The organism is Streptomyces sp. NPDC044044 (assembly GCF_056434405.1).
In genome coordinates this window covers 121,173-141,172 of record NZ_JBWKFG010000008.1, presented here as the reverse complement: position 1 = coordinate 141,172, position 20,000 = coordinate 121,173, and the positions used below count along the sequence as shown (strand labels likewise).

Annotated in this window: 16 protein-coding genes and 2 pseudogenes; 13 read left to right on the top strand and 5 right to left on the bottom strand. The window is 70.4% G+C overall.

The window, feature by feature from the left end; all coding sequences use genetic code 11:
• Positions 1–62: 62 nt before the first annotated feature.
• The 4 genes from AC07AG_RS28715 to AC07AG_RS28700 are packed head-to-tail and all read right to left on the bottom strand — an operon-like array spanning position 63 to position 3,810.
• Complete coding sequence (locus AC07AG_RS28715) at positions 63–626, bottom strand: hypothetical protein (protein WP_478758981.1); 564 nt, start codon at positions 624–626, stop codon at positions 63–65.
• Positions 627–632: 6 nt separating this feature from the next.
• Complete coding sequence (locus AC07AG_RS28710) at positions 633–1,511, bottom strand: carbohydrate ABC transporter permease (RefSeq protein ID WP_478758979.1); 879 nt, start codon at positions 1,509–1,511, stop codon at positions 633–635.
• Positions 1,508–2,509: a carbohydrate ABC transporter permease gene (locus tag AC07AG_RS28705; protein ID WP_478759383.1), complete on the bottom strand. Its 1,002-nt coding sequence runs from the start codon at positions 2,507–2,509 to the stop codon at positions 1,508–1,510. The genes AC07AG_RS28710 and AC07AG_RS28705 overlap by 4 nt, the downstream gene beginning before the upstream one ends.
• Positions 2,509–3,810: an ABC transporter substrate-binding protein gene (locus AC07AG_RS28700; protein WP_478758977.1), complete on the bottom strand. Its 1,302-nt coding sequence runs from the start codon at positions 3,808–3,810 to the stop codon at positions 2,509–2,511. The genes AC07AG_RS28705 and AC07AG_RS28700 overlap by 1 nt, the downstream gene beginning before the upstream one ends.
• Positions 3,811–4,108: 298 nt before the next feature.
• On the opposite strand from AC07AG_RS28700, the gene AC07AG_RS28695 reads away from it, so the two are divergent.
• The 13 genes and pseudogenes from AC07AG_RS28695 to AC07AG_RS28635 all read left to right on the top strand — a co-directional run bounded on the left by AC07AG_RS28695 (position 4,109) and on the right by AC07AG_RS28635 (position 18,783).
• Entirely contained in the window at positions 4,109–4,753 is a 645-nt protein-coding gene (locus tag AC07AG_RS28695) for a GntR family transcriptional regulator (protein ID WP_478758976.1), read from the top strand.
• Complete coding sequence (locus AC07AG_RS28690) at positions 4,750–5,673, top strand: dihydrodipicolinate synthase family protein (protein WP_478758975.1); 924 nt, start codon at positions 4,750–4,752, stop codon at positions 5,671–5,673. Before AC07AG_RS28695 ends, AC07AG_RS28690 begins: the two co-directional genes overlap by 4 nt.
• Positions 5,670–7,385, top strand: coding sequence for an L-arabinonate dehydratase (gene araD, locus AC07AG_RS28685; protein ID WP_478758973.1), 1,716 nt, complete (start codon positions 5,670–5,672; stop codon positions 7,383–7,385). The genes AC07AG_RS28690 and araD overlap by 4 nt, the downstream gene beginning before the upstream one ends.
• A gap of 99 nt (positions 7,386–7,484) precedes the next feature.
• Entirely contained in the window at positions 7,485–8,441 is a 957-nt protein-coding gene (locus AC07AG_RS28680) for a carbohydrate ABC transporter permease (protein ID WP_478758972.1), read from the top strand.
• A gap of 32 nt (positions 8,442–8,473) precedes the next feature.
• Positions 8,474–9,349 carry a carbohydrate ABC transporter permease gene (locus tag AC07AG_RS28675; RefSeq protein WP_478759382.1) on the top strand — a complete coding sequence of 292 codons (876 nt, stop codon included), beginning with the start codon at positions 8,474–8,476 and terminating at the stop codon, positions 9,347–9,349.
• Entirely contained in the window at positions 9,346–10,551 is a 1,206-nt protein-coding gene (locus AC07AG_RS28670) for a Gfo/Idh/MocA family protein (protein ID WP_478758971.1), read from the top strand. The genes AC07AG_RS28675 and AC07AG_RS28670 overlap by 4 nt, the downstream gene beginning before the upstream one ends.
• A gap of 7 nt (positions 10,552–10,558) precedes the next feature.
• Complete coding sequence (locus AC07AG_RS28665) at positions 10,559–11,413, top strand: DUF6807 domain-containing protein (protein ID WP_478758969.1); 855 nt, start codon at positions 10,559–10,561, stop codon at positions 11,411–11,413.
• A complete protein-coding gene (locus AC07AG_RS28660) occupies positions 11,410–12,963 on the top strand; it encodes a glycoside hydrolase family 43 protein (RefSeq protein WP_478758968.1) in 1,554 nt (517 codons plus the stop codon). Before AC07AG_RS28665 ends, AC07AG_RS28660 begins: the two co-directional genes overlap by 4 nt.
• A gap of 29 nt (positions 12,964–12,992) precedes the next feature.
• Positions 12,993–14,027, top strand: a pseudogene (locus AC07AG_RS28655) (pectate lyase family protein); the annotation flags it as partial.
• A 79-nt stretch (positions 14,028–14,106) separates the two neighbouring features.
• Positions 14,107–15,465 carry an ABC transporter substrate-binding protein gene (locus AC07AG_RS28650; protein WP_478758967.1) on the top strand — a complete coding sequence of 453 codons (1,359 nt, stop codon included), beginning with the start codon at positions 14,107–14,109 and terminating at the stop codon, positions 15,463–15,465.
• Positions 15,462–16,286: a rhamnogalacturonan acetylesterase gene (locus AC07AG_RS28645; protein WP_478758965.1), complete on the top strand. Its 825-nt coding sequence runs from the start codon at positions 15,462–15,464 to the stop codon at positions 16,284–16,286. Before AC07AG_RS28650 ends, AC07AG_RS28645 begins: the two co-directional genes overlap by 4 nt.
• Positions 16,283–17,571, top strand: a pseudogene (locus AC07AG_RS28640) (pectate lyase family protein). The gene AC07AG_RS28645 and the pseudogene AC07AG_RS28640 overlap by 4 nt, the downstream one beginning before the upstream one ends.
• Before the next feature lie 99 nt (positions 17,572–17,670).
• Positions 17,671–18,783: a pectinesterase family protein gene (locus tag AC07AG_RS28635; RefSeq protein WP_478758963.1), complete on the top strand. Its 1,113-nt coding sequence runs from the start codon at positions 17,671–17,673 to the stop codon at positions 18,781–18,783.
• On the opposite strand, the gene AC07AG_RS28630 is transcribed toward AC07AG_RS28635, so the two are convergent.
• Positions 18,707–19,942, bottom strand: a complete 1,236-nt coding sequence (locus AC07AG_RS28630; RefSeq protein ID WP_478758962.1) for an MFS transporter — start codon at positions 19,940–19,942, stop codon at positions 18,707–18,709. The genes AC07AG_RS28635 and AC07AG_RS28630 overlap by 77 nt on opposite strands.
• Positions 19,943–20,000 lie beyond the last annotated feature (58 nt).

The window sequence follows — 20,000 nt, the reverse complement described above, 5'->3', positions numbered from 1 at the left end:
TGTGCATGACAGTCACTGATACGCGGCTGGCTCGATGCGGGCCGGTCCTGGAGCGCGGGGTGTCAGGCCTCCGCGCCGCGCCGTTCGACGGCCAGCGCCGCCGCCGCGACCATTCCCAGCGCGGGAGCCGCGAGCGGCAGGGCGAACCACGCGGACGCCACGACCACGGAGAAGCCGCACAGGATCACCAGCGATCCGGCGGGGTCGCGCAGCGTGCGGCGCACCGCTTGGGTCAGGAGCGCGCGCCACGACGCACCGGGGCCCCAGTTCGCGGCCGCCCGCAGGCCGGTGACGACCAGGACGAACAGGGCCACGACCCCGACCGCGCCGACGAACGCGCCGCCGGGCAGACCCGCCCGTACGAACGCGATGTCCGCCAGGAGCAGGGCGAGCGCCGCCCAGCCCGCGAGGCCCACCAGCCAGCCGCGCCGCACCGCCGCGCGCAGATCGGCGGTGAACTCCCGCCACCCCGAGGTCTCGTGGGCCAGATGCCGGTTCAGGTGACGGGCCCCCGCGGCGAAGGCGGCGGGCAGCGTGACCAGGGGCAGGGCGGCGAGCGCGATCCACACGCCGGTCAGCAGACATTCGGCGAAGGTGCCGAAGCGGTCCATCGTCCTGGCCTTCATCGGCGCTCAGCCCTTCAGACCCGATGTGGCCATACCGTCGATCAGGTACCGCTGGAAGGCCAGGAAGAACGCGAGGACCGGCAGCAGCGCGACGAGGGACATGGCGATCATGCCGCCGTAGTTGGCCAGGCCCTCCTGGTCGACGAACATCTTCAGGCCGAGCGAGACGGTGTACTTCGATGGGTCGTTGAGATAGATCAGCGGACCCATGAAGTCGTTCCAGGAGTTGATGAAGGTGAAGATCGCGCTGGTGATCAGCGCCGGCCTGCACAGCGGAAGGACGATCGACCAGTAGATGCGCAGATGCCCGCAGCCGTCGAGCCGCGCCGCCTCGTCCAGCTCCTTGGGCAGGTTCCGCATGAACTGCACCATCAGGAAGACGAAGAAGGCGTCCACCGCCAGATACTTGCCGAGCAGCAGCGGCGTATAGGTGTTGATCAGGCCCATCTTCTGGAACAGCACATACTGCGGGATCAGGAGCACGTGATACGGCAGCAGCAGGGTGCCGATCATCAGCGCGAAGAGCACGTTGCGCCCGGCGAACTTGATCCGTGCGAAGGCGTAGCCCGCCAGGGAGCAGGAGAAGAGCACTCCCACGACCGAACCGAGGGCCAGGAAGAGGGAGTTGGAGAAGAAGGTGGAGATGGAGATGTCGGCGATGCCGTCGGCGAGTCCGGCGTAGTTGGCGACGATGGGATCGGTGGGGAACAGATCGAGGCTTCCGACGATCTCGTCGTTCGCCTTGAACGAGCCGCCGATCGCCCAGATCACCGGATAGAGGACCACGGCCAGAACCGCCAGGGAGCCGGCGTGCCAGGCAAGGGAGCCGGCGCCTCGACGGCGGCGGCCGGACCGTGCGCTCGGTGCGGTGCTCGGTGCGGTCATCGGGAGCCCTCCTCGTAGTGCACCCAGCGCTTCTGGGACCAGAACAGGACCGCCGTCACCAGGGCCACCGCGAGCAGCAGCATCCAGGCCATGGCCGATGCGAGGCCCATCCGGCTGTTCTCGAAGCCCTGGACGTAGAGGTAGCAGGTGTAGACGAGCGAACCGTCCGCCGGACCGCAGGCGTTGCCGCCCGCGCCACCGCCGACGATGTACGCGGACGCGAAGATCTGGAAGGAGTGGATGGTCTCCAGGAGGACGTTGAAGAAGAGGACCGGGGAGATCATCGGCAGCGTGATGTTCCAGAACCGCCGCCAGGCGCCCGCCCCGTCGACCTCCGCCGCCTCGTACAGCTCGCGCGGCACCTGCTTCAGACCGGCCAGGAAGATGACCATCGGAGCGCCGAACTGCCAGACGGTGAGCGCGATCAGGCTGTAGATGATCCACTGCGGGTCGCCGGTCCAGCCGCCCACGTCCATGCCGAAGATCGCCCGCTGCGTACGGTCGACGATGGCGTCGTCGGAGAAGATCGCCTTCCAGACGACGGCGATCGAGACGCTGGCGCCGATCAGGGACGGCGCGTAGAACGCGGCCCGGTAGAAGGCCTGTCCGCGCCGCTTCTGGTGGAGAAGGAGCGCCACGCCGAGCGCCGCGGCCAGCTTGAGCGGGGTGCCGACCACGACGTACCAGAGCGTGACCTCCACCGACTTGCGCCAGCGCGGGTCGCCGAACATCTCGGTGAAGTTGTCGAGGCCGATCCACCGGGGGGCGTCGAACAGGTTGTAGTCGGTGAACGCGAAGTAGAGCGAGGCGACCATGGGCCCTGCGGTCAGGACCAGGAAGCCCGCGAGCCAGGGCGACATGAAGAGGAACCCGGCGATGTTCTCGCCCCGCCGTCGCCGCCGCGCGGCCTCGGGGAGGCGGGTACCGCGCGACGGCTTCGGCTTCTCGGGGGTGGCCGGGGCCACGGGGGTCCGCAGGGACGCCATCGTGCCGCCCATCAGGAACCGAGCGCGGTCTTGCACTCGGTGAAGAACTGCTTCACCGCTTCGTCCACCGACCGCTCCCCCAGGGCCAGTTCCTCGGCGATCCGGAGGAACGCCGCCTCGCAGACGTCGGCGCCCGCGGGGTGCGGCGTGATGGGTTCAAGGACACCGGAGTCGACCAGCTGCTCCTCGTACGCGGCGATCTCCTTGTTGACCGCGGCGATCACCTTGTCCTTCTCCTCGGCCGGCTTGTACGCCTCGTACTGCGCGGTCGTGGTGGGCACACCTCGGTCGTATCCCATGATCTTGGCGACCTCGGGGTCGTGCACCATGAAGTCGATGAACTGCGCGACCTCCTTGGGGTGCTGGGTGCGCTTGGAGCCGCTGAGCATCAGCGAGCCGAGGTACTGCCCCGTCTTCTTGCCGTCGGTGGTCGGGAGCGGCGCGAGGCCGTACTGGCTCTTGCCCTCGGCGGTGTAGCGGACGGTGAAGTTGTCCCAGGTGAACTCGGATGCCGCGATCTCGGCGGCCACGGCCGACTTGGGCTTGATCTGGGCGACCTTCTTCGGGTCGGCGTAGATCCCCGACTTCACGCCGGCGTACCCCTTGGTCCACCACTCTTTGAGGTCCGCCTCGTCGAAGCCGAGGCCGTCCTTGGTGAAGAAGGCCTTGCCCCGCTGGCGAAGGTAGGGGTCATAGAGGTACATGACGCCGTAGAGGCCGCTGTCGCCCGACCTGCCCTGCTGGTGGATCTTCTCCATCGCGGAGTGGTAGTCGTCCCAGGTCCAGCCCATCTTGGGGGTGACCCCGGCCTTCTCGAAGACCGGCTTGTCGATCACCAGGGCCATGGAGTTGCTGCCGACCGGAACGCCGAGCAGCTTGCCGTCGACCTCGCCGAACTTCTCCAGGCCCGCGCGGAAGCCCTCCAGGCGCAGGTTCCCCGCCTTGGCCTGTGCGTGCAGGTCGAGCAGCACGCCCCGCTGGTCGTACTTGCGCAGGAAGCCGATCGCGTTCTGGAAGACGTCCGGCGGATTGCCCCCGGAGGCCTGCGTGTTGAACTTCTTCCAGAAGTCGAGGTAGGGCTGGAAGTCCGTCTTCACCTTGATCTTCGGGTACTTCTTCTCGAAGAGCTCGATGGTCCGGTTGATCCGCTTGGCGCGGTCGTCGGAGCCCCACCACGCGTACCGGATGGTGACGGTCCCGTCCCCCGACCCGCTCCCGCCGCCGCAGCCCGCGGCGGTCAGTCCCAGGGCCGCCAACGAGCCGCCGGCCAGCTTCAACAGGCCGCGCCTGTCAACTTCCCCATTCGTCGGCACAGTTCGTCCTCCGTCAGTACGTCAAGTACGTCACGTACGCGATTGAATCGTTTTAGGAAAGCGCTTGCCGGGACAAGGTAGGGAGCCGGGATGAGTACGTCAACGGTTCGGGCAGGAACTTGTCGAAGCGCTTCGAGTCCCGGCGGTCCAACTCCGTCGCACCGAACGGGTTTTCCTGCGCGAAACATTGACGCGGGCCTTCGGGCGCCCTAGCTTCATCGCGTCGTACTTCGTACGTCATATATGAGACGCGATACGCGATGACGGCACCACGGCTGCACGACGACTGAGAGCATCGATGAACTTTGCGCCCCACCCCATCCCCTCGCGCACGCAGTACGTGCTCGAGGCGGTCAAGCACCTCATCCTCACCGGGCAGCTGGCGCCCGGCCAGCCCCTCGTCGAGACCGAGCTCGCCGCCCAGTTCGCGGTCTCCAAGACGCCCGTACGGGAGGCGTTGAAGACACTGGCAGGGACCGGGCTCGTCGTCATGAGCCAGTACAAGGGCGCCACCGTGCGCACGGTGGACGCGGCCATGGCGCAGGAGGTCTACGACGTCCGCCTGCTGCTCGAACCGGAGGCGCTGCGCCGCACCGTCCGCTCCGGCGCCCTCCTGGAGGATGCCCGCGACGCCCTGGAGCGGGCGGACACCGCGGCGGACGCCGCCGAACGCTCGCTGGCCAACCGGGAGTTCCACCGCGCGCTCTATCTCCCGTGCGGCAATCCACTGCTGTCCCGCATGCTCGACGAGGTGCGCGACCAGGCGGCCCTGGTCTCCGCCGTCGCCTGGGCCACCCAGCCCTCCTGGGAGCGGGAGGCGGCCGAGCACCGGGAGATCCTGCGGCTCGCGCTCGCCGGTGAGGCCGACGCGGCGGCCGGCGGACTCCACGACCACATCGCCTCGTTCGTGCGGCGCGCGTTCCCGGAGGGGGAGCTTTCATGACCGGCCCGAGCCTCAACTCCCGCCAGGGTGCGCTGCGTTCCGCGCTCTCCGACGTCGTGGCCATCCCGGTGACGCCGTTCGCCGACGACGGCTCCGTGGACCGGGACACCTACCGCGCCCTGGTGCGACGACTCGTCGACGGCGGCGTGCACACGCTCACCCCGAACGGCAACACCGGCGAGTTCTACGCCCTGGACCCCGAGGAGCGGCGCCTGGTCACCGAGCTGACCATGGAGGAGGCGGGCGGCGAGGCCACCGTGCTCGTCGGCGTCGGCCATGACCTGCCGACGGCGGTCGCCGCCGCCCGGCACGCGCGGGACGCCGGTGCGCACATGGTGATGGTGCATCAGCCGGTGCATCCGTACGTGTCCCAGGACGGCTGGGTCGACTACCACCGCGCCGTCGCCGACGCCGTGCCCGAGCTCGGCGTCGTCCCGTACATCCGCAATCCGCGTCTGACGGGGCAACGCCTCGCGGATCTCGGGGAGTTGTGCCCGAACGTGATCGGCGCGAAGTATGCGACGCCGGACGCCGCCGCCTTCGCCGCGTTCGCGCGGGACGCGGGACTCGACCGCTTCGTGTGGGTGGCGGGGCTCGCCGAGCTGTACGCGCCCGCCTACTGGGCCGTCGGCGCGACCGGCTTCACCTCGGGCCTGGTCAATGTCGCGCCCGAGGTGTCGCTGCGCATGCTCGAAGCCCTGCGGGCGGGTGACTACCCGGCGGCCATGGACGTCTGGGAGCTGATCCGGCGCTTCGAGGAGCTGCGCGCGGCCGACCAGTCCGCCGACAACGTCACCGTCGTCAAGGAGGCCCTCGCCGCGCTCGGTCTGTGCCGCCGCGAGGTGCGTCCGCCGAGCCGGGTCCTGCCCGTCGAGCGGCGCGAGGAGATAGCGGCCCTGGTGAAGGCGTGGTCGCTATGAGGCCCGACGAACTGCGCAGCCACCAGTGGTGGGGCACGGACGGCCTTCGGTCCTTCAGCCACCGCGCACGCACCCGGCAGCTCGGGTATCTGCCCGAGGAGCATCTGGGCAAGCCCGTCATCGCGGTCCTCAACACCTGGTCCGACATCAACCCCTGCCACGTCCATCTGCGCGACCGCGCCCAGGCGGTCAAGCGCGGGGTGTGGCAGGCGGGCGGCTTTCCCCTCGAATTCCCCGTCTCCACGCTCTCGGAGACCTTCCAGAAGCCGACCCCGATGCTCTACCGGAATCTCCTGGCCATGGAGACCGAGGAGCTGCTGCGGTCCTATCCGGTGGACGGCGCCGTGCTGATGGGCGGCTGCGACAAGACGACGCCCGCCCTGCTCATGGGCGCCGCGAGCGTCGACCTGCCGACCGTCTTCGTGCCGGCCGGGCCCATGCTCCCGGGGCACTGGCGCAATGAGGTGCTCGGTTCCGGCACCGACATGTGGAAGTACTGGGACGACAAGCGCGCCGGACTGATCGGCGACTGCGAACTGGCCGAGCTGGAGAACGGGCTGGCCCGCTCCCCCGGCCACTGCATGACCATGGGGACCGCCTCCACGCTGACCGCGGCGGCCGAGGCCCTCGGTGTGACGATGCCCGGCGCCTCCTCCATCCCCGCGGTGGACTCCGGGCACGACCGGATGGCGGCCGCGTCCGGCATGCGGATCGTCGAGCTCGTCCACCGGAACCTGACGTTGTCCCGGCTGCTCACCCAGGACGCCTACGCGGACGCGGTCGCCACCGTCCTCGCGCTCGGCGGCTCCACCAACGCCGTGATCCATCTGATCGCGATGGCGGGCCGCAGCGGCGTACGGCTCACGCTCGACGACTTCGACCGGATCGCGCGGACCGTGCCGGTGCTCGCCAATCTGCGTCCCGGCGGGCAGTACCTCATGGAGGACTTCCACTTCGCGGGCGGACTCCCGGCGTTTTTGGCCCAGTTGACCGACGTGCTCCATCTGGACCGGCCCACCGTGGCCCACGACACCCTGCGCGAGCAGCTCGCCGGCGCCTCCGTGCACCATCCCGATGTCATCCGTCCCCGCGACAAGCCTCTCGCCGACGAGGGCGGAGTGGCGGTGCTCCGCGGCAACCTCTGCCCGGACGGCGCCGTCATCAAGCACATCGCCGCCGAACCGCACCTCCTTCGGCACACCGGCCCCGCGGTCGTCTTCGACGACTACCAGCAGATGCAGCGCACCATCAACGACCCCGCGCTCGGCATCACCGCCGACCACGTCCTGGTGCTGCGCGGATCGGGCCCTCAGGGCGGGCCCGGCATGCCCGAGTACGGCATGCTCCCGATCCCCGATCACCTGCTCAAGCAGGGGGTGCGCGACATGGTGCGGATCTCCGACGCGCGGATGAGCGGCACGTCGTACGGCACATGTGTGCTGCACATCGCCCCCGAGTCGCACGTGGGCGGGCCGCTCGCCCTCGTCCGTACGGGGGACCTGATCACCCTGGACGTCGAGGCACGCTCGCTCCATCTCGACGTGTCCGACGAGGAGTTGGCGCGACGGCGCGATGCGTGGACGCCGCCGCCCGCGCGCTACGGACGCGGCTACGGCGCGCTCTACAGCGAGCAGATCACCCAGGCCGACACCGGCTGCGACTTCGCGTTCCTGGCCCGCGAGGGCGAGGTCCCCGACCCGTACGCGGGCTGAGCCCTCCGCACCACTCTTTTTGTACGAGATCTCGAACGACGTCTGCGAAGCGCTTCATCTCGCCGACTGTGTGCCGCCCATGAGAACGGAGAAGCAGACATGGCCTCAGCTGTGGCGAAAGCGCCACCGCAGCCACCGCCCCGGCGCCGCACGCCGGGTGCGCACCGGCGCCGAACGGGAGCGACCCCGCGCCGCCTCCCGTATCTGCTGATCGCGCCGGCCGGACTCCTGATGCTGGGCTTCATCGCCTACCCGGTCATCAGCGTCTTCTACTACAGCCTGCGCCACTACAACCCCACGAAGCCCTGGCGTGACGGTTTCGCGGGCCTCGACAACTTCGTCACCGCGTTCACCGAGGACCCGCAGTTCTGGCAGACGCTCGGCTTCAGCCTGCAGTGGGTGGCCGTCGAGGTCGTCCTGCAGCTGCTCCTCGGCCTGGGGCTCGCGCTGATCGTCAACCAGACCTTCATCGGCCGCGCGATGGCGCGCGCCCTGGTCTTCTCGCCGTGGGCCGTCTCCGGCGTGCTCACCTCGACGATCTGGCTGCTGATCTTCAACTCGCAGACGGGCATCACCCGTTACCTCGCGGACATGGGCATCGGCTCGTACGGCACGTCCTGGCTCTCGGACACCAGCACCGTCTTCCCAGCCGTCGTCGTCGCCGAACTCTGGCGCGGTGTCCCCTTCTTCGCGATCCTCATCCTCGCCGACCTGCAGTCCGTCTCGAAGGATCTGTACGAGGCCGCGGAGGTGGACGGCGCGAGCCGCTTCCGGCAGTTCTTCCACATCACGCTGCCGCACCTGAAGGACGCGATCATCCTCTCCACGCTGCTTCGCGCGGTCTGGGAGTTCAACAACGTCGACCTGCTCTACACCCTCACCGGCGGCGGACCCGCGGGCGAGACGACGACCCTGCCGCTGCGCATCGCGTCCATCGCCGTCGACTCGCACGACTTCGGCTACGCCTCCGCGCTGACGTCCATCGCGTTCGTGATCCTCCTGTTCTGCTCGATGGTCTATCTGCGGCTGAGCAAGTTCGGAGGTCAGGACAAGTGACCACCACTCAGCACCTCGACAGGGAAGCCCCCATGGCGGCCACCACCGCACCCACCAGGCCGCACGACGGCGGCCCGCGCACCCCCGGGCGGCGCGCGTGGGACGAGGCCCCCCGCTGGCAGATCTACCTCCCGCTCGGCCTCTACCTCCTCTTCACGCTCATCCCGTTCTACTGGATGCTGCTCTTCGCGATCCGCCCGGCGGGCTCGACCTCGCTGCTCCCCTGGCCCATCACGTTCGAGCACTTCGACAAGGTGTGGACCGAGCGCAGCTTCGCGCTCTTCTTCCAGAACAGCCTCATCGTCGGCGTCCTGTCGATGCTGATGACGACGCTCGTCGCGCTCGCCGGCGGCTATGCCCTCGCACGCTTCGACTTCAAGATCAAGCGCGGCTTCATGCTGGCGCTGCTGTGCTCGCAGTTCATCCCCGGCGCGCTGATGCTGGTGCCGCTCTTCCAGATTTTCGCCAACCTCCAGATGATCAACTCACTCGGCAGTGTCATCATCGCCGAGGCCGTCTTCCAGCTGCCGCTCTCGATGATCCTGATCAGCGGGTTCATCAAGAACGTGCCGTACTCCCTGGAGGAGGCCGCCTGGGTGGACGGCTGCGGACGCTTCCGCGCCTTCTGCGCCGTCGTCCTGCCCCTGCTGCGGCCCGGCCTGATCGCGGTCGGCTCCTTCGCCTTCGTGCACAGCTGGAACCACTTCCTGTTCGCCCTGATGTTCCTCTCCAACCAGGACAAGCAGACGATCCCGGTCGGCCTCGCCACCCTGATGGGCGCCGACAGCGTCGACCTCGGCGCGCTCGCGGCGGGAGGCGTCATCGCCGCCCTGCCCGTCGTGATCGTCTTCGCCTTCATCCAGAAGTGGCTGGTCACCGGGTTCAGCGCCGGGGCGGTGAAGGGATGACCGGCCCTTCGGCGCCCCGCACCCCGCTGCCGCTGGTCCTCGCCGGTGCGCGCGGACACGGCAGATGGCACCTGGAGAACATCCGGCGCCTCCAGCAGGCGGGCCGCGTACGGCTCGTGGGGATCTGTGAGCTCGATCCGCTGTCCGGCGCCGAGCTCGACGGCCTCGGTGAGCCCGCGCAGTCCGCGGACTTCGCCACTCTGCTCGACACCACAGGAGCCGCCCTCGCCGTCGTGTGCACGCCCATCCCCACCCACGCGGACCTGGCCGTCGCCGCCGCCGCACGGGGCGTTCACCTGCTCCTGGAGAAGCCACCCGCCCCTTCGTACGCCGACTTCCGGCGGATCTCCGACGCGGTGGACGCCGCGGGGGTGGCCTGCCAGATCGGATTCCAGTCGCTCGGCTCGCACGCCGTGCCCGCCGTCCGCGCCCTGGTGGCCGCCGGGGCGATCGGTGAACCGTTGGGCGTCGGTGGGGCAGGGGCCTGGGCGCGTGACGAGGCGTACTACCGGCGCGCGCCCTGGGCGGGGCGGCGGCGCCTGGACGGCGTGGACGTCGTGGACGGGGTCCTGACCAACCCCCTCGCCCACGCCGTCGCCACCGCCCTCGCGGTCGACGGCTCCCCACGGGCCGAGGACGTGACGCGAGTGGACACGGAGCTGTTCCGCGCCAACGCCATCGAGTCCGACGACACCTCGTTCGTGGGGATCACCACCGCGCGCGGCGGCCGCATCGGCGTCGCCGCGACCCTCTGCGCCGAGCGTCCCGACGAGCCGTACGTCATCGTGCACGGCACTCAGGGCCGCATCACGTTCTGGTACAAGCAGGATCGGGTGCTCGTGCAGCGCGCCGGGCACGGCCCCGAGGAGGTCCTTCACGGGCGGACGGACCTCCTTGAGAACCTCGTCGACCATCTCGCGGGCCGCGCCGAGCTGCTGGTGCCACCGGCGTCGACGGGCGCCTTCATGAAGGTCGTCGAGTCGATACGCCGTGCGCCCGATCCGCTGCCCCTGCCCGTCGAGGCCTGGCGGTCCGTGCCCGGCGAGCACGAGGGCGTGCGGCGCCGCATCGTGCACGGCGTCGACGGGCTCGTCGCGGCGAGCGCCGACACGCTGTGCGGCTACGCGGAGCTCGGCACGTTCTGGGCGCTGCCCGGCCCCGTGCCCACGTCCCGTCCCATCGCCGAGACCCCACCGAGGTGAGAACGCCATGAACAGAACCGCGACCGACGCCGCGCTCATGCTGCGCTGCTCGGGCCGCCCCGTCGGCCGCTACGTCATCCACCCCTCGGCCGCCCCACGGCTCGCGCCCCGCCCCTACCTCCACCCCGTCCGCACCTTCGGCGGCCTCCCCGTCACCGAGTACGGCCCCGCCGACCACCCGCACCACCTCGGCGTGGGCGTCGCCGTGCCCGACGCGGCGGGCCGCAACTTCTGGGGCGGGCGCACCTACGTACGCGACCAGGGGCCGACCGAGCTCGACAACCACGGCGAACAGCGCCACCTGGAGTTCAAGCTGCGCGACCCCGACGGGTTCGTCGAGGAGATCGGCTGGCTCGACGGGGAGTGCGAGCTGCTGCGCGAGCGGCGCACCGTCGCCGTCACCCCCCTCACCACGTCGGCCTGGGCCCTCGACTTCACGTTCTCCCTCACCAACCCGGCCGCCGCGGAGATCTCCCTCGGCAGCCCCGCCACCAACGGCCGCCCCGGCGCCGCCTACGGAGGCTTCTTCTGGCGCGCGCCCAAGGAACGGCAGGCCCCCGAGGTGTTCACCGCGGACGCCGACGGCGAGGCCGCCGTGCATGGCGCCGCTGCCGACTGGCTGGCCCTCGCGGGTCAGGGCTGGACCCTCGTCTTCGCCGGGGCGACGCCCGAGACGCGGCTCGATCCGTGGTTCGTGCGGACCGCGGAGTATCCGGGTGTGGGCTCCTCGCTCGCGCACGCGCGGCGCCTGCCGATCGGGCCCGGCGAGACCGTCGTACGCCGCGTCATCACCGTCGTCGCCGACGGCCGCCCGAGCCGGGCCGAGGCCGCCGGGCTCGTCCGCAAGGCGGTGACCGCGTGAACGCGCGCCGGGCGGCGGGCCCGTACGAGCTGGGCGACCTCGGTGACGGGACCTATCGCAATCCCGTCCTCGCCGCCGACTGGTCCGACCCCGACGTCGTCCGGGTCGGCGACGACTTCTACCTCACCGCGTCCAGCTTCGGGCGCGCCCCGGGCCTTCCGCTGCTGCACTCCCGCGACCTGGTGAACTGGACCCTGATCGGGCACGCCCTGGAGCGCCTTGAACCCGCGGAGTCGTTCGCCTCGCCGCGGCACGACTGCGGGGTGTGGGCGCCGTCGATCCGGCATCACGAGGGGCGCTTCTGGATCTTCTGGGGCGACCCCGACCACGGCGTGTTCCAGGTCAACTCCCTTGACATCCGCGGCCCTTGGAGCGCCCCGCACCTCGTCAAGGAGGGCAAGGGCCTCATCGACGCCTGCCCGCTGTGGGACGAGGAGCGCGGCGAGGCGTATCTCGTGCACGCCTGGGCCAAGTCGCGCTCCGGCGTCAAGAACCGGCTCACCGGCCACCGCATGAGCCTCGACGGGCGTGAACTCCTCGACGAGGGACAGGTGTTGGTCGACGCCGACCGGATCCCCGGGTGGTTCACGCTGGAGGGGCCCAAGCTCTACCGTCACGACGGGTGGTTCTGGATCCTCGCTCCCGCCGGCGGGGTGGAGAGCGGCTGGCAGGGCGCCTTCCGTTCACGGACCTTCCACGGCCCCTACGAGGAGCGGGTCGTCCTGGAGCAGGGCGACACCAGCGTCAACGGCCCCCACCAGGGCGGCTGGGTGCGCACCCCCTCCGGAGACGACTGGTTCCTGCACTTCCAGCAGCGCGGCGCCTACGGCCGTGTCGTCCACCTCCAGCCGCTGCGCTGGGGGACGGACGGCTGGCCGGTGATCGGGGACGGCGGCGCCCCCGTCGACGTGCACAAGAAGCCCGAGCTGCCTCCGCAGCCCCTCTCCGCGCCCACCACCGACGACGACTTCCCCGGCGGACGGCACGGCCGCCAGTGGCAGTGGTCCGCCAACCCCGTCGAGGGCTGGGCGACTTCACACGCGGCGGACGGCCTTCGCCTCGCCTGTGTGCGGTCCGCGGAAGCCCACGACCTACGCCGCCTGCCGCACGTCCTGACCCAGCGGCTTCCGCTCGCGCCGTGCACCGTCGAGGTCGGTCTGCGGCTCGACGGCACGGCGGCCGACGCCAGGGCCGGGCTCGCCGTGCTCGGCGACGCCTTCAGCTGGATCGGCCTGGAACGTGACGGCGCGGGGACGGTCCGGCTCGTCCACCGGTTCGCCGAGTCCGTCGCCGAGCGGGAGCGCGACGCCGAGCATCCGCGCCCGGCCCCGGACGGCACCGCTCGGCTGCGGATCGACATCGCGGACGGCGCCCGCTGCCGCTTCCTGGCCGACACCGGTGACGGATTCCGCCCCTCGGGCCAGGTCTTCGCCGCGACGCCGTGGCGGTGGGTGGGCGCGCTGCTCGGCCTGTTCGCCACGGCCCCGGCGGGACGGAACGGGGCCGGGACGGCTCTGTTCACGCACTTCCGCGTCACCACCACCGACTGACCCTTCCCGTACGCCTGTTGGGAGCCGCAATGGAGCAGCACCTGCACAGCACAGGACGCCTGAGGGCCCGCGCCCTCGCGGCGGCGGCCGCGCTGGCCGTCGTACTCGGCCTGACGACCGTGCACGACCCGGCGCCGGCCTCGGCGGCCCCGTCCCACGACCGCCTCTCGGGCACCGCGCACGGCTTCGCCTCGCTGGCCGGAGGCACCACCGGGGGCGCGGGCGGCAAGGTCGTCACCGTCACCGACCAGGCCTCGCTCGCCAAGTACGCGGGCGCCGCCGAGCCCTACGTCATCCGCGTCAAGGGCACGGTGGCCGTCGAGCCGTTCGGCTCGGACATCGTGGTGGCATCGGACAAGACGATCGTCGGCGTCGGCGGATCCGGCGAGATCTTCCACGGCGAGCTGCACCTGAACCCCGGCACGAGCAACGTCATCATCCGCAATCTCACCATCCGCGACGCGTACGTCGAGGGCGACTGGGACGGCAAGACGCAGGACTTCGACGCGATCCAGATGGACTCCGTCGACCACGTCTGGATCGACCACAACCGGCTGACGCGCATGGGCGACGGCCTCATCGACCTGCGCAAGGACAGCGAGTACGTCACCGTCTCGTACAACCGCTTCGAGAACCACAACAAGGCCTTCGGCATCGGCTGGACCGACCAGGTCAAGACGCAGGTGACCATCGACCACAACTGGTTCAGCGGCACCAAGCAGCGCAATCCGTCCGCGGACAACTGCGCCTACGCGCACCTCTACAACAACTACGTGTCCGCGCAGGTCGCCGACGGCGACCCGGTGTGGACCTACGGCAACTGGGCGCGCGGCAAAACCAAGATGGTCATCGAGAACAGCTTCTACGAGGACGTCCAGCACCCCTACCAGGCCGACGAGACGGCCGAGTTGGTGCAGCGCGGCTCCATCGCGAGGAACACGACGGGGCGCCACGACGCGCACGGCGCGGCCTTCGACCCGCGTGACTTCTATGCCTACGACCTCGATCCGGCTGCCGCGGTGCCCCGCCTGGTGAAGAAGTTCTCCGGGCCGCAGAAGGCGATCGCCCCCTGACCCCACAGCACCTCGCACCACCCGTACACGCACACCCCTACACCCGTACATCCGAAGAAGAGAGCCGACCATGATCATCACCATCCGTGGAAACAGAAGCAGAACAAGAAGCCGTCGCGCGGTGACCGCCGTCGCCTTCACCGCCGCGTTCGCGCTGACCGCAACCGCCTGCGGCGATGACGGCAGCGGGGCCGGCGGGGACAAGGGCAAGGAGGGTTCGGGGAAGGGCGAGATCACCTTCTGGGACAACAACGGCGGTGTCCGCACCGACGTCTGGAAGGAGATCATCAAGGACTTCGAGGCGAAGAACCCGGACATCCACGTCAAGTACGTGCCGATCCCCGCCGAGAGCGTCCAGTCCAAGTACGACACCGCCATCCAGGGCGGCGGCCTGCCGGACGTCGGCGGTGTCGGCGCCGCGATGCTCGCCGGGATCTCCGCGCAGGACGCCCTGGAGCCGCTGGACGACCGGCTGAGCGAGAGCTCCCTGGAGGGCAAGCTGAACCCGGGCATGGTCGACAGCGTCCGGGCCGCGGGCGGCGGCAACCGGCTCTTCACGGTGCCGACGTCCGCGAGCAACGGCGTGCTGTACTACCGCACCGACCTGTTCAAGGCCGCGGGCCTCGAAGCCCCCACCACCTGGGGCAAGTTCTACACCGCGGCCAAGAAGCTCACCGCCAAGGACGACAACAAGTTCGGGTACACGATCCGCGGCGGCGAGGGTTCCATCGCGCAGGCGCTCGACGCGGCCTACGGCCAGTCCGGCATCGGATCGTTCTGGGATGGCGACAAGACCACCGTCAACGACCCCAAGAACGTGGAGGCGTTGAAGAAGTACGTCGCGCTCTACAAGAACAACACCCCTGCGGCCGACGTCAACAACGACTTCAAGAAGATGAACGCCCAGTGGGACACGGGCCGGATCGGCATGCTCAGCCACAACCTCGGCTCCTACACGGACCATGTGAAGGCGCTCGGCGAGGGCAAGTTCCGCGGCCTGCCCAACCCGACGACCGACGCGGGCATCCGCGTCCAGGTCTCCAACCCCGTCGACGGGCTCGGCCTGTTCAAGTCCAGCAAGAAGAAGGCCGCGGCCTGGAAGTTCATCGAGTTCGCGGCCTCGCACGAGTCCAACAGCAAGTGGAACAAGTCGGCCGGCGCCATCCCCGCCAACACCGCGGCCTCCAAGGATGCCTGGGTGAACGAGGCCGAGCCGACGAAGCTGGCCGCCGCCGCGCTCAACGACGGCTCCCTGAAGATTGTGCAGTTGCCGTACTACCTGCCCGACTGGAACACCATCAGCAAGGCCGACAACGAGCCGAACTACCAGAAGGTCCTGCTCGGCAAGATGTCCGCGAAGGACTTCCTCGACACCCTCGCCGAGCAGCTCAACAAGGCTCAGGCCGAGTGGAACGACCAGAACAAGTGACAGCGCGCCCCGCGCACGGCGTCGGCCGACGCCGTGCGGTCGCGGCCCTCGCGAGCCTTCCGCTCGCGGCGGCCGCGGCCCCGGCGGCGTTCAGCCACTCGCGAGGAGCGGCTGCCACGAGCACGCTCTACATCGCCGGGGACTCCACGGCCTCGCAGAAGTACACCGACGCGGCCCCCGAGACCGGCTGGGGCATGGCCCTTCCCTTCTTCCTCCACGACCGCATCAGGGTCGCCAACCACGCGATGAACGGCCGGAGTTCGAAGAGCTTCGTCGACGAGGGCCGCCTCGCCGCCATCCTGAAGACGATCGGGCCCGGCGACCGCCTCCTCGTCCAGTTCGCGCACAACGACGAGAAGAGCGCCGACCCGACGCGCTACACCGAGCCCTGGTCCACGTACCAGGACTACCTGAAGCAGTACGTCGACGGGGCGAGGTCCCGTGGCGCACGGCCGGTGCTCGCCACCGCCGTCGAGCGCAGGAAGTTCGACGCCGACGGCACCGCGCTGCCCACCCACGGCGAGTATCCGGCGGCGATGCGGGCCCTGGCCGAAGCCGAGGACGTGCCGCTGCTCGACGTCCAGGACCTGTCGCTCGCCCTGTGGCAGAAGCTCGGCGTCGAGGCGACCAAGGCGTACTTCAACTGGACCGCCACCGAGCAGGACAACACGCACTTCAACCCGCCGGGCGCGATCGCCGTGGCGCGTCTGGTGGCGGCCGGGCTGCTGCGCCAAGGGGTGCTCGCGCCTCGGGACGTGCGCAGGCTCGACGCCCCGATACCCGACTCCTGGATCACCTGGCCGGAAGGACCGTCACAATGAGGACGACGAGAACGGCTGTCCGCAGATCTCTCACCCTGCTCGCGGGGTGCACCGCACTGGTCGTGGCCGTCACGAGCGCCCCGGCATCGGCCGCCGGCGCCCGCGACGTGCTGCCGCCCCGCGACGGCTGGGCGTCCGCCGACGGCGGGACCACCGGAGGCGCCGGTGCCGATGCCGCGCACACGTACACGGTCACCACCTGGGAACAGCTGCGGGCCGCGCTCGCTGCCGACCCCGGGGCTCCCCGGATCGTCAAGGTCAAGGGGACGCTGAACGCCACGGCCGCGGGCTGCGCCGCCTTCGAGGCCGACGCCTACGACTTCGACCGGTACCTCGCCGACTACGACCCCGCCGTGTGGGGACGTGACACGCCGGTGAGCGGCGCGCAGGAGGACCTGCGGGCGGCATCGGCGGCCCGGCAGGGCGCGGCCATCAGGCGTACGTCCCGGCCGACACGACCATCGTGGGCGTCGGGAAGAACGCCGGGATCACCGGCGGCAGTCTGCAGATCCAGGGCGTGGACAACGTGGTCGTCCGCGATCTCACGCTGGAGAGTCCCTTGGACTGCTTCCCGCAGTGGGATCCCACGGACGGCGCCACCGGGGCCTGGAACTCCGAGTACGACAGCATGGTCGTCCACGGCTCGACGCATGTGTGGGTCGACCACAACACGTTCACCGACGGAGAGCACCCCGACAGTTCGCTGCCGTCCTACTACGGCGAGATCTATCAGCAGCACGACGGTGAGCTGGACGTCGTGCGCGGCGCCGACCTCGTCACCGCCTCCTGGAACGTCTTCGCCGACCACGACAAGACCCTGATGATCGGCAACAGCGACAGCGCGGGCGACACGGACCGCGGCAAGCTGCGGGTCACTCTGCACCACAACGTCTTCCGGGACATCGTCGAGCGGGCACCGCGCGTCCGCTTCGGGCAGGTCGACGCCTACAACAACCACTACATCGTCCCCGCGAGCGGCTATCAGTACTCGTTCGGCATCGGCCAGGAGTCCCGACTGGTCGCCCAGAAGAACGCGTTCACGCTTCCGGACGGGGTGAGCGCCGCGAAGATCCTCAAGAAGTGGAAGGAGGCGCCGGTCACCGCCGACGCCAACTACGTCAACGGCAAGCGCGTCGACCTCATCGCCGTCCACAACGCGGAGCTGCCCGAGGAGACCCTCGCGTCGGGTGCGGGCTGGACGCCGAGCCTCCGGACGCGGGTGGACGACCCGCGCAAGCTGCCCGGCCTGCTCGCGCGCCAGGCGGGCGCGGGCAAGCGCCACTGAGCCCTCTTGCTCCCCGGCAGCTCCTCACCTCCCTCCCCAGCTCCTCCTCGCTTCCCTCCCCGCCACCACCTCACTGAGCCGCACAGCGAAGGATCAGCCATGTCCTCGCACCACTCCCACGTCCCCCTCGGAGCGGGCTTCAGCCGGCGCACGTTGCTCACCGCGAGCGCGGGCGCCGGCGCCGCCCTGGCCTTCGGCCACACCTCCCCCGCCCGTGCCGCCGCACCCCGTCCCACCCGCCGGACGCTGTACGTCGACCCGGCGGGCCACGGCGACCACACCACCGTCCAGGCCGCCGTGAACGCCGCCACCGGCACCGGCTGGAGGCTGGTCCTCGCCCCGGGCACGTACCGCGAGACGGTGACCGTGCCCGAGACGTCGGCCGGGCTCACGCTCGTCGGCGCGAGCGGCGACCCGCGCGACACAGTGATCGTGTACGACAACGCGGCGGGCACCCCGAAACCCGACGGGTCCGGCACCTACGGCACCAGCGGCTCGGCCACCACGACCGTGCGGGCCGCCGGTCTCACCGCCCACGCGATCACTTTCGCCAACGACTGGCTGCGCGCCGACCACCCCGACTACACCGGAACCCAGGCCGTCGCCCTCAAGGTGACGGGTGATCGCTCGGCGTTCTTCCGCTGCCGTTTCCTGGGGCATCAGGACACCCTCTACGCCGACACCGCGGACCTGGGTTCCTTCGCCCGCCAGTACTTCCGCGACTGCCACGTGGAGGGTGACGTCGACGTCGTCTTCGGCCGGGCGACCGCCGTCTTCGAGCACTGCCGCTTCCACGCGCTCACCCGCAGCGACCTGGCAACGGCGCCGTACGGCTTCGTCTTCGCGCCGTCCACCGCCGTCGCCAACCCGCGCGGCTACCTGGTCACCCGCAGCCGGGTGACGAGCGGCGCCCCGGACGCGTACTACAAGCTGGCCCGCCCCTGGGTCCCCACATCGGACACGACGGCCCGCCCGATGCTGACGGTGCGCGACACCCTTCTGGGGCAGGGCATCGACGCGGTGAGCCCGTACGCGAACATGCGGGACGCCCATCCCTGGCAGGAGCAACGGTTCGCGGAGTACCGCAACACGGGGCCCGGTGCGGCCGTGCCGGTCCCGGCGAACCGGCCCCAGCTCACCCGCGCCCAGGCCGGGTCCGCGACCCGCGCCGCCTACCTGACGGACTGGACACCGGTACGGAAGGACCGCTGAGCAGCCACAGCCACAGCGCCGCCCCCACGAACTGGAACACGGCGATGCTCAGCATCAGCCCATCCGCGCCGAGTTGACCGGCGAACACCCCGGTCAGCGCCGCACCACCGGCGGACGCTCCGATCTTCAGGCTGCCGCCGGTGGTGTTGACCTGCCCGAGCCGGTCCGGCGGCGACTCGCGCTGACGGAGCATCAGCGTGGCGGCGAAGAGCGGCCCCTCGGCCAGGCCCGCCCCCACGCAGACGGCCCAGGCCCAGGGCAGTGACGGCACCACCGCCAAGGCCGCGACCGCCGTGCCGAATCCCAACAGGCCTGCCAGGACGGCCCATTCGGACCTGGCGGGCGTCAGCCACCGCGACGCGGCCAGCGTCCCCACGAGGGATCCCACGGCGAAGAAGGCAAGGAGTTGCCCGCCCGCCGCGGGACCCGCCCCGATGTCCTGGCCGAGCAGCACCGCCGCCACCGCGAACCCGCCGTACCCGAACCAGGCGAACATCGTCGACACGGTCAGGGCCCGCAGCACCCGGTTCTTCCCGAGGACCGAGAGCCCGCCCGTGACGACCTGCGCGACACCGGTCCGCGTCCGCTCCCGCGCGACAGGGGGCCGGGCCTCCGGCGGCGGGATCCGCAGCAGCGGGAGGAAGAGCAGGCCAAGCACGGCGGCGGCCACGGTCACGATCCCGGCCTGCCCACCGCCCGCGATCGCGGCGACCATCGCGGCAAGTCCCGGCCCGGCGATGGCCGCGACGTTGTAGCTCGACGCCTCAAGGCCGTACGCGCGCGAGAGCCGTTCGGCGGGCACGAGCCTCGGCAGCAGGCTGGTGAGCGCCGCCACGATCGGCTCGACGCAGCCGACCACGGCGGCCACCATCAGCACGAGCACCAGCGGCGAGCGGCCCGCCGACATCATGAGCAGGGCGATCGCGACGGCATAGCCGCACGCCAGCGCGATCACCAGACGGCGCGGCCGGTCCGTCCGGTCCAGGGCATGGCCGATGACCGGCCCGCTCAGCACGTACGGAAGCGTCATCGCGGTCTGCACGAAACCGGCGCTCGCCGCGTCCCCGGTACGCGCCTGCACGGTGAGCACCAGCGCGGTCGCGGCCCCCTCGGCGGACACCCTGAGCAGCGTGGCGGCCATCAGATGCGAACGGAGCAAGCCGGTCCCCCTGAGCCTCGATCCCAAGGAACCGATGCATGAGGCACCGATTCATGAG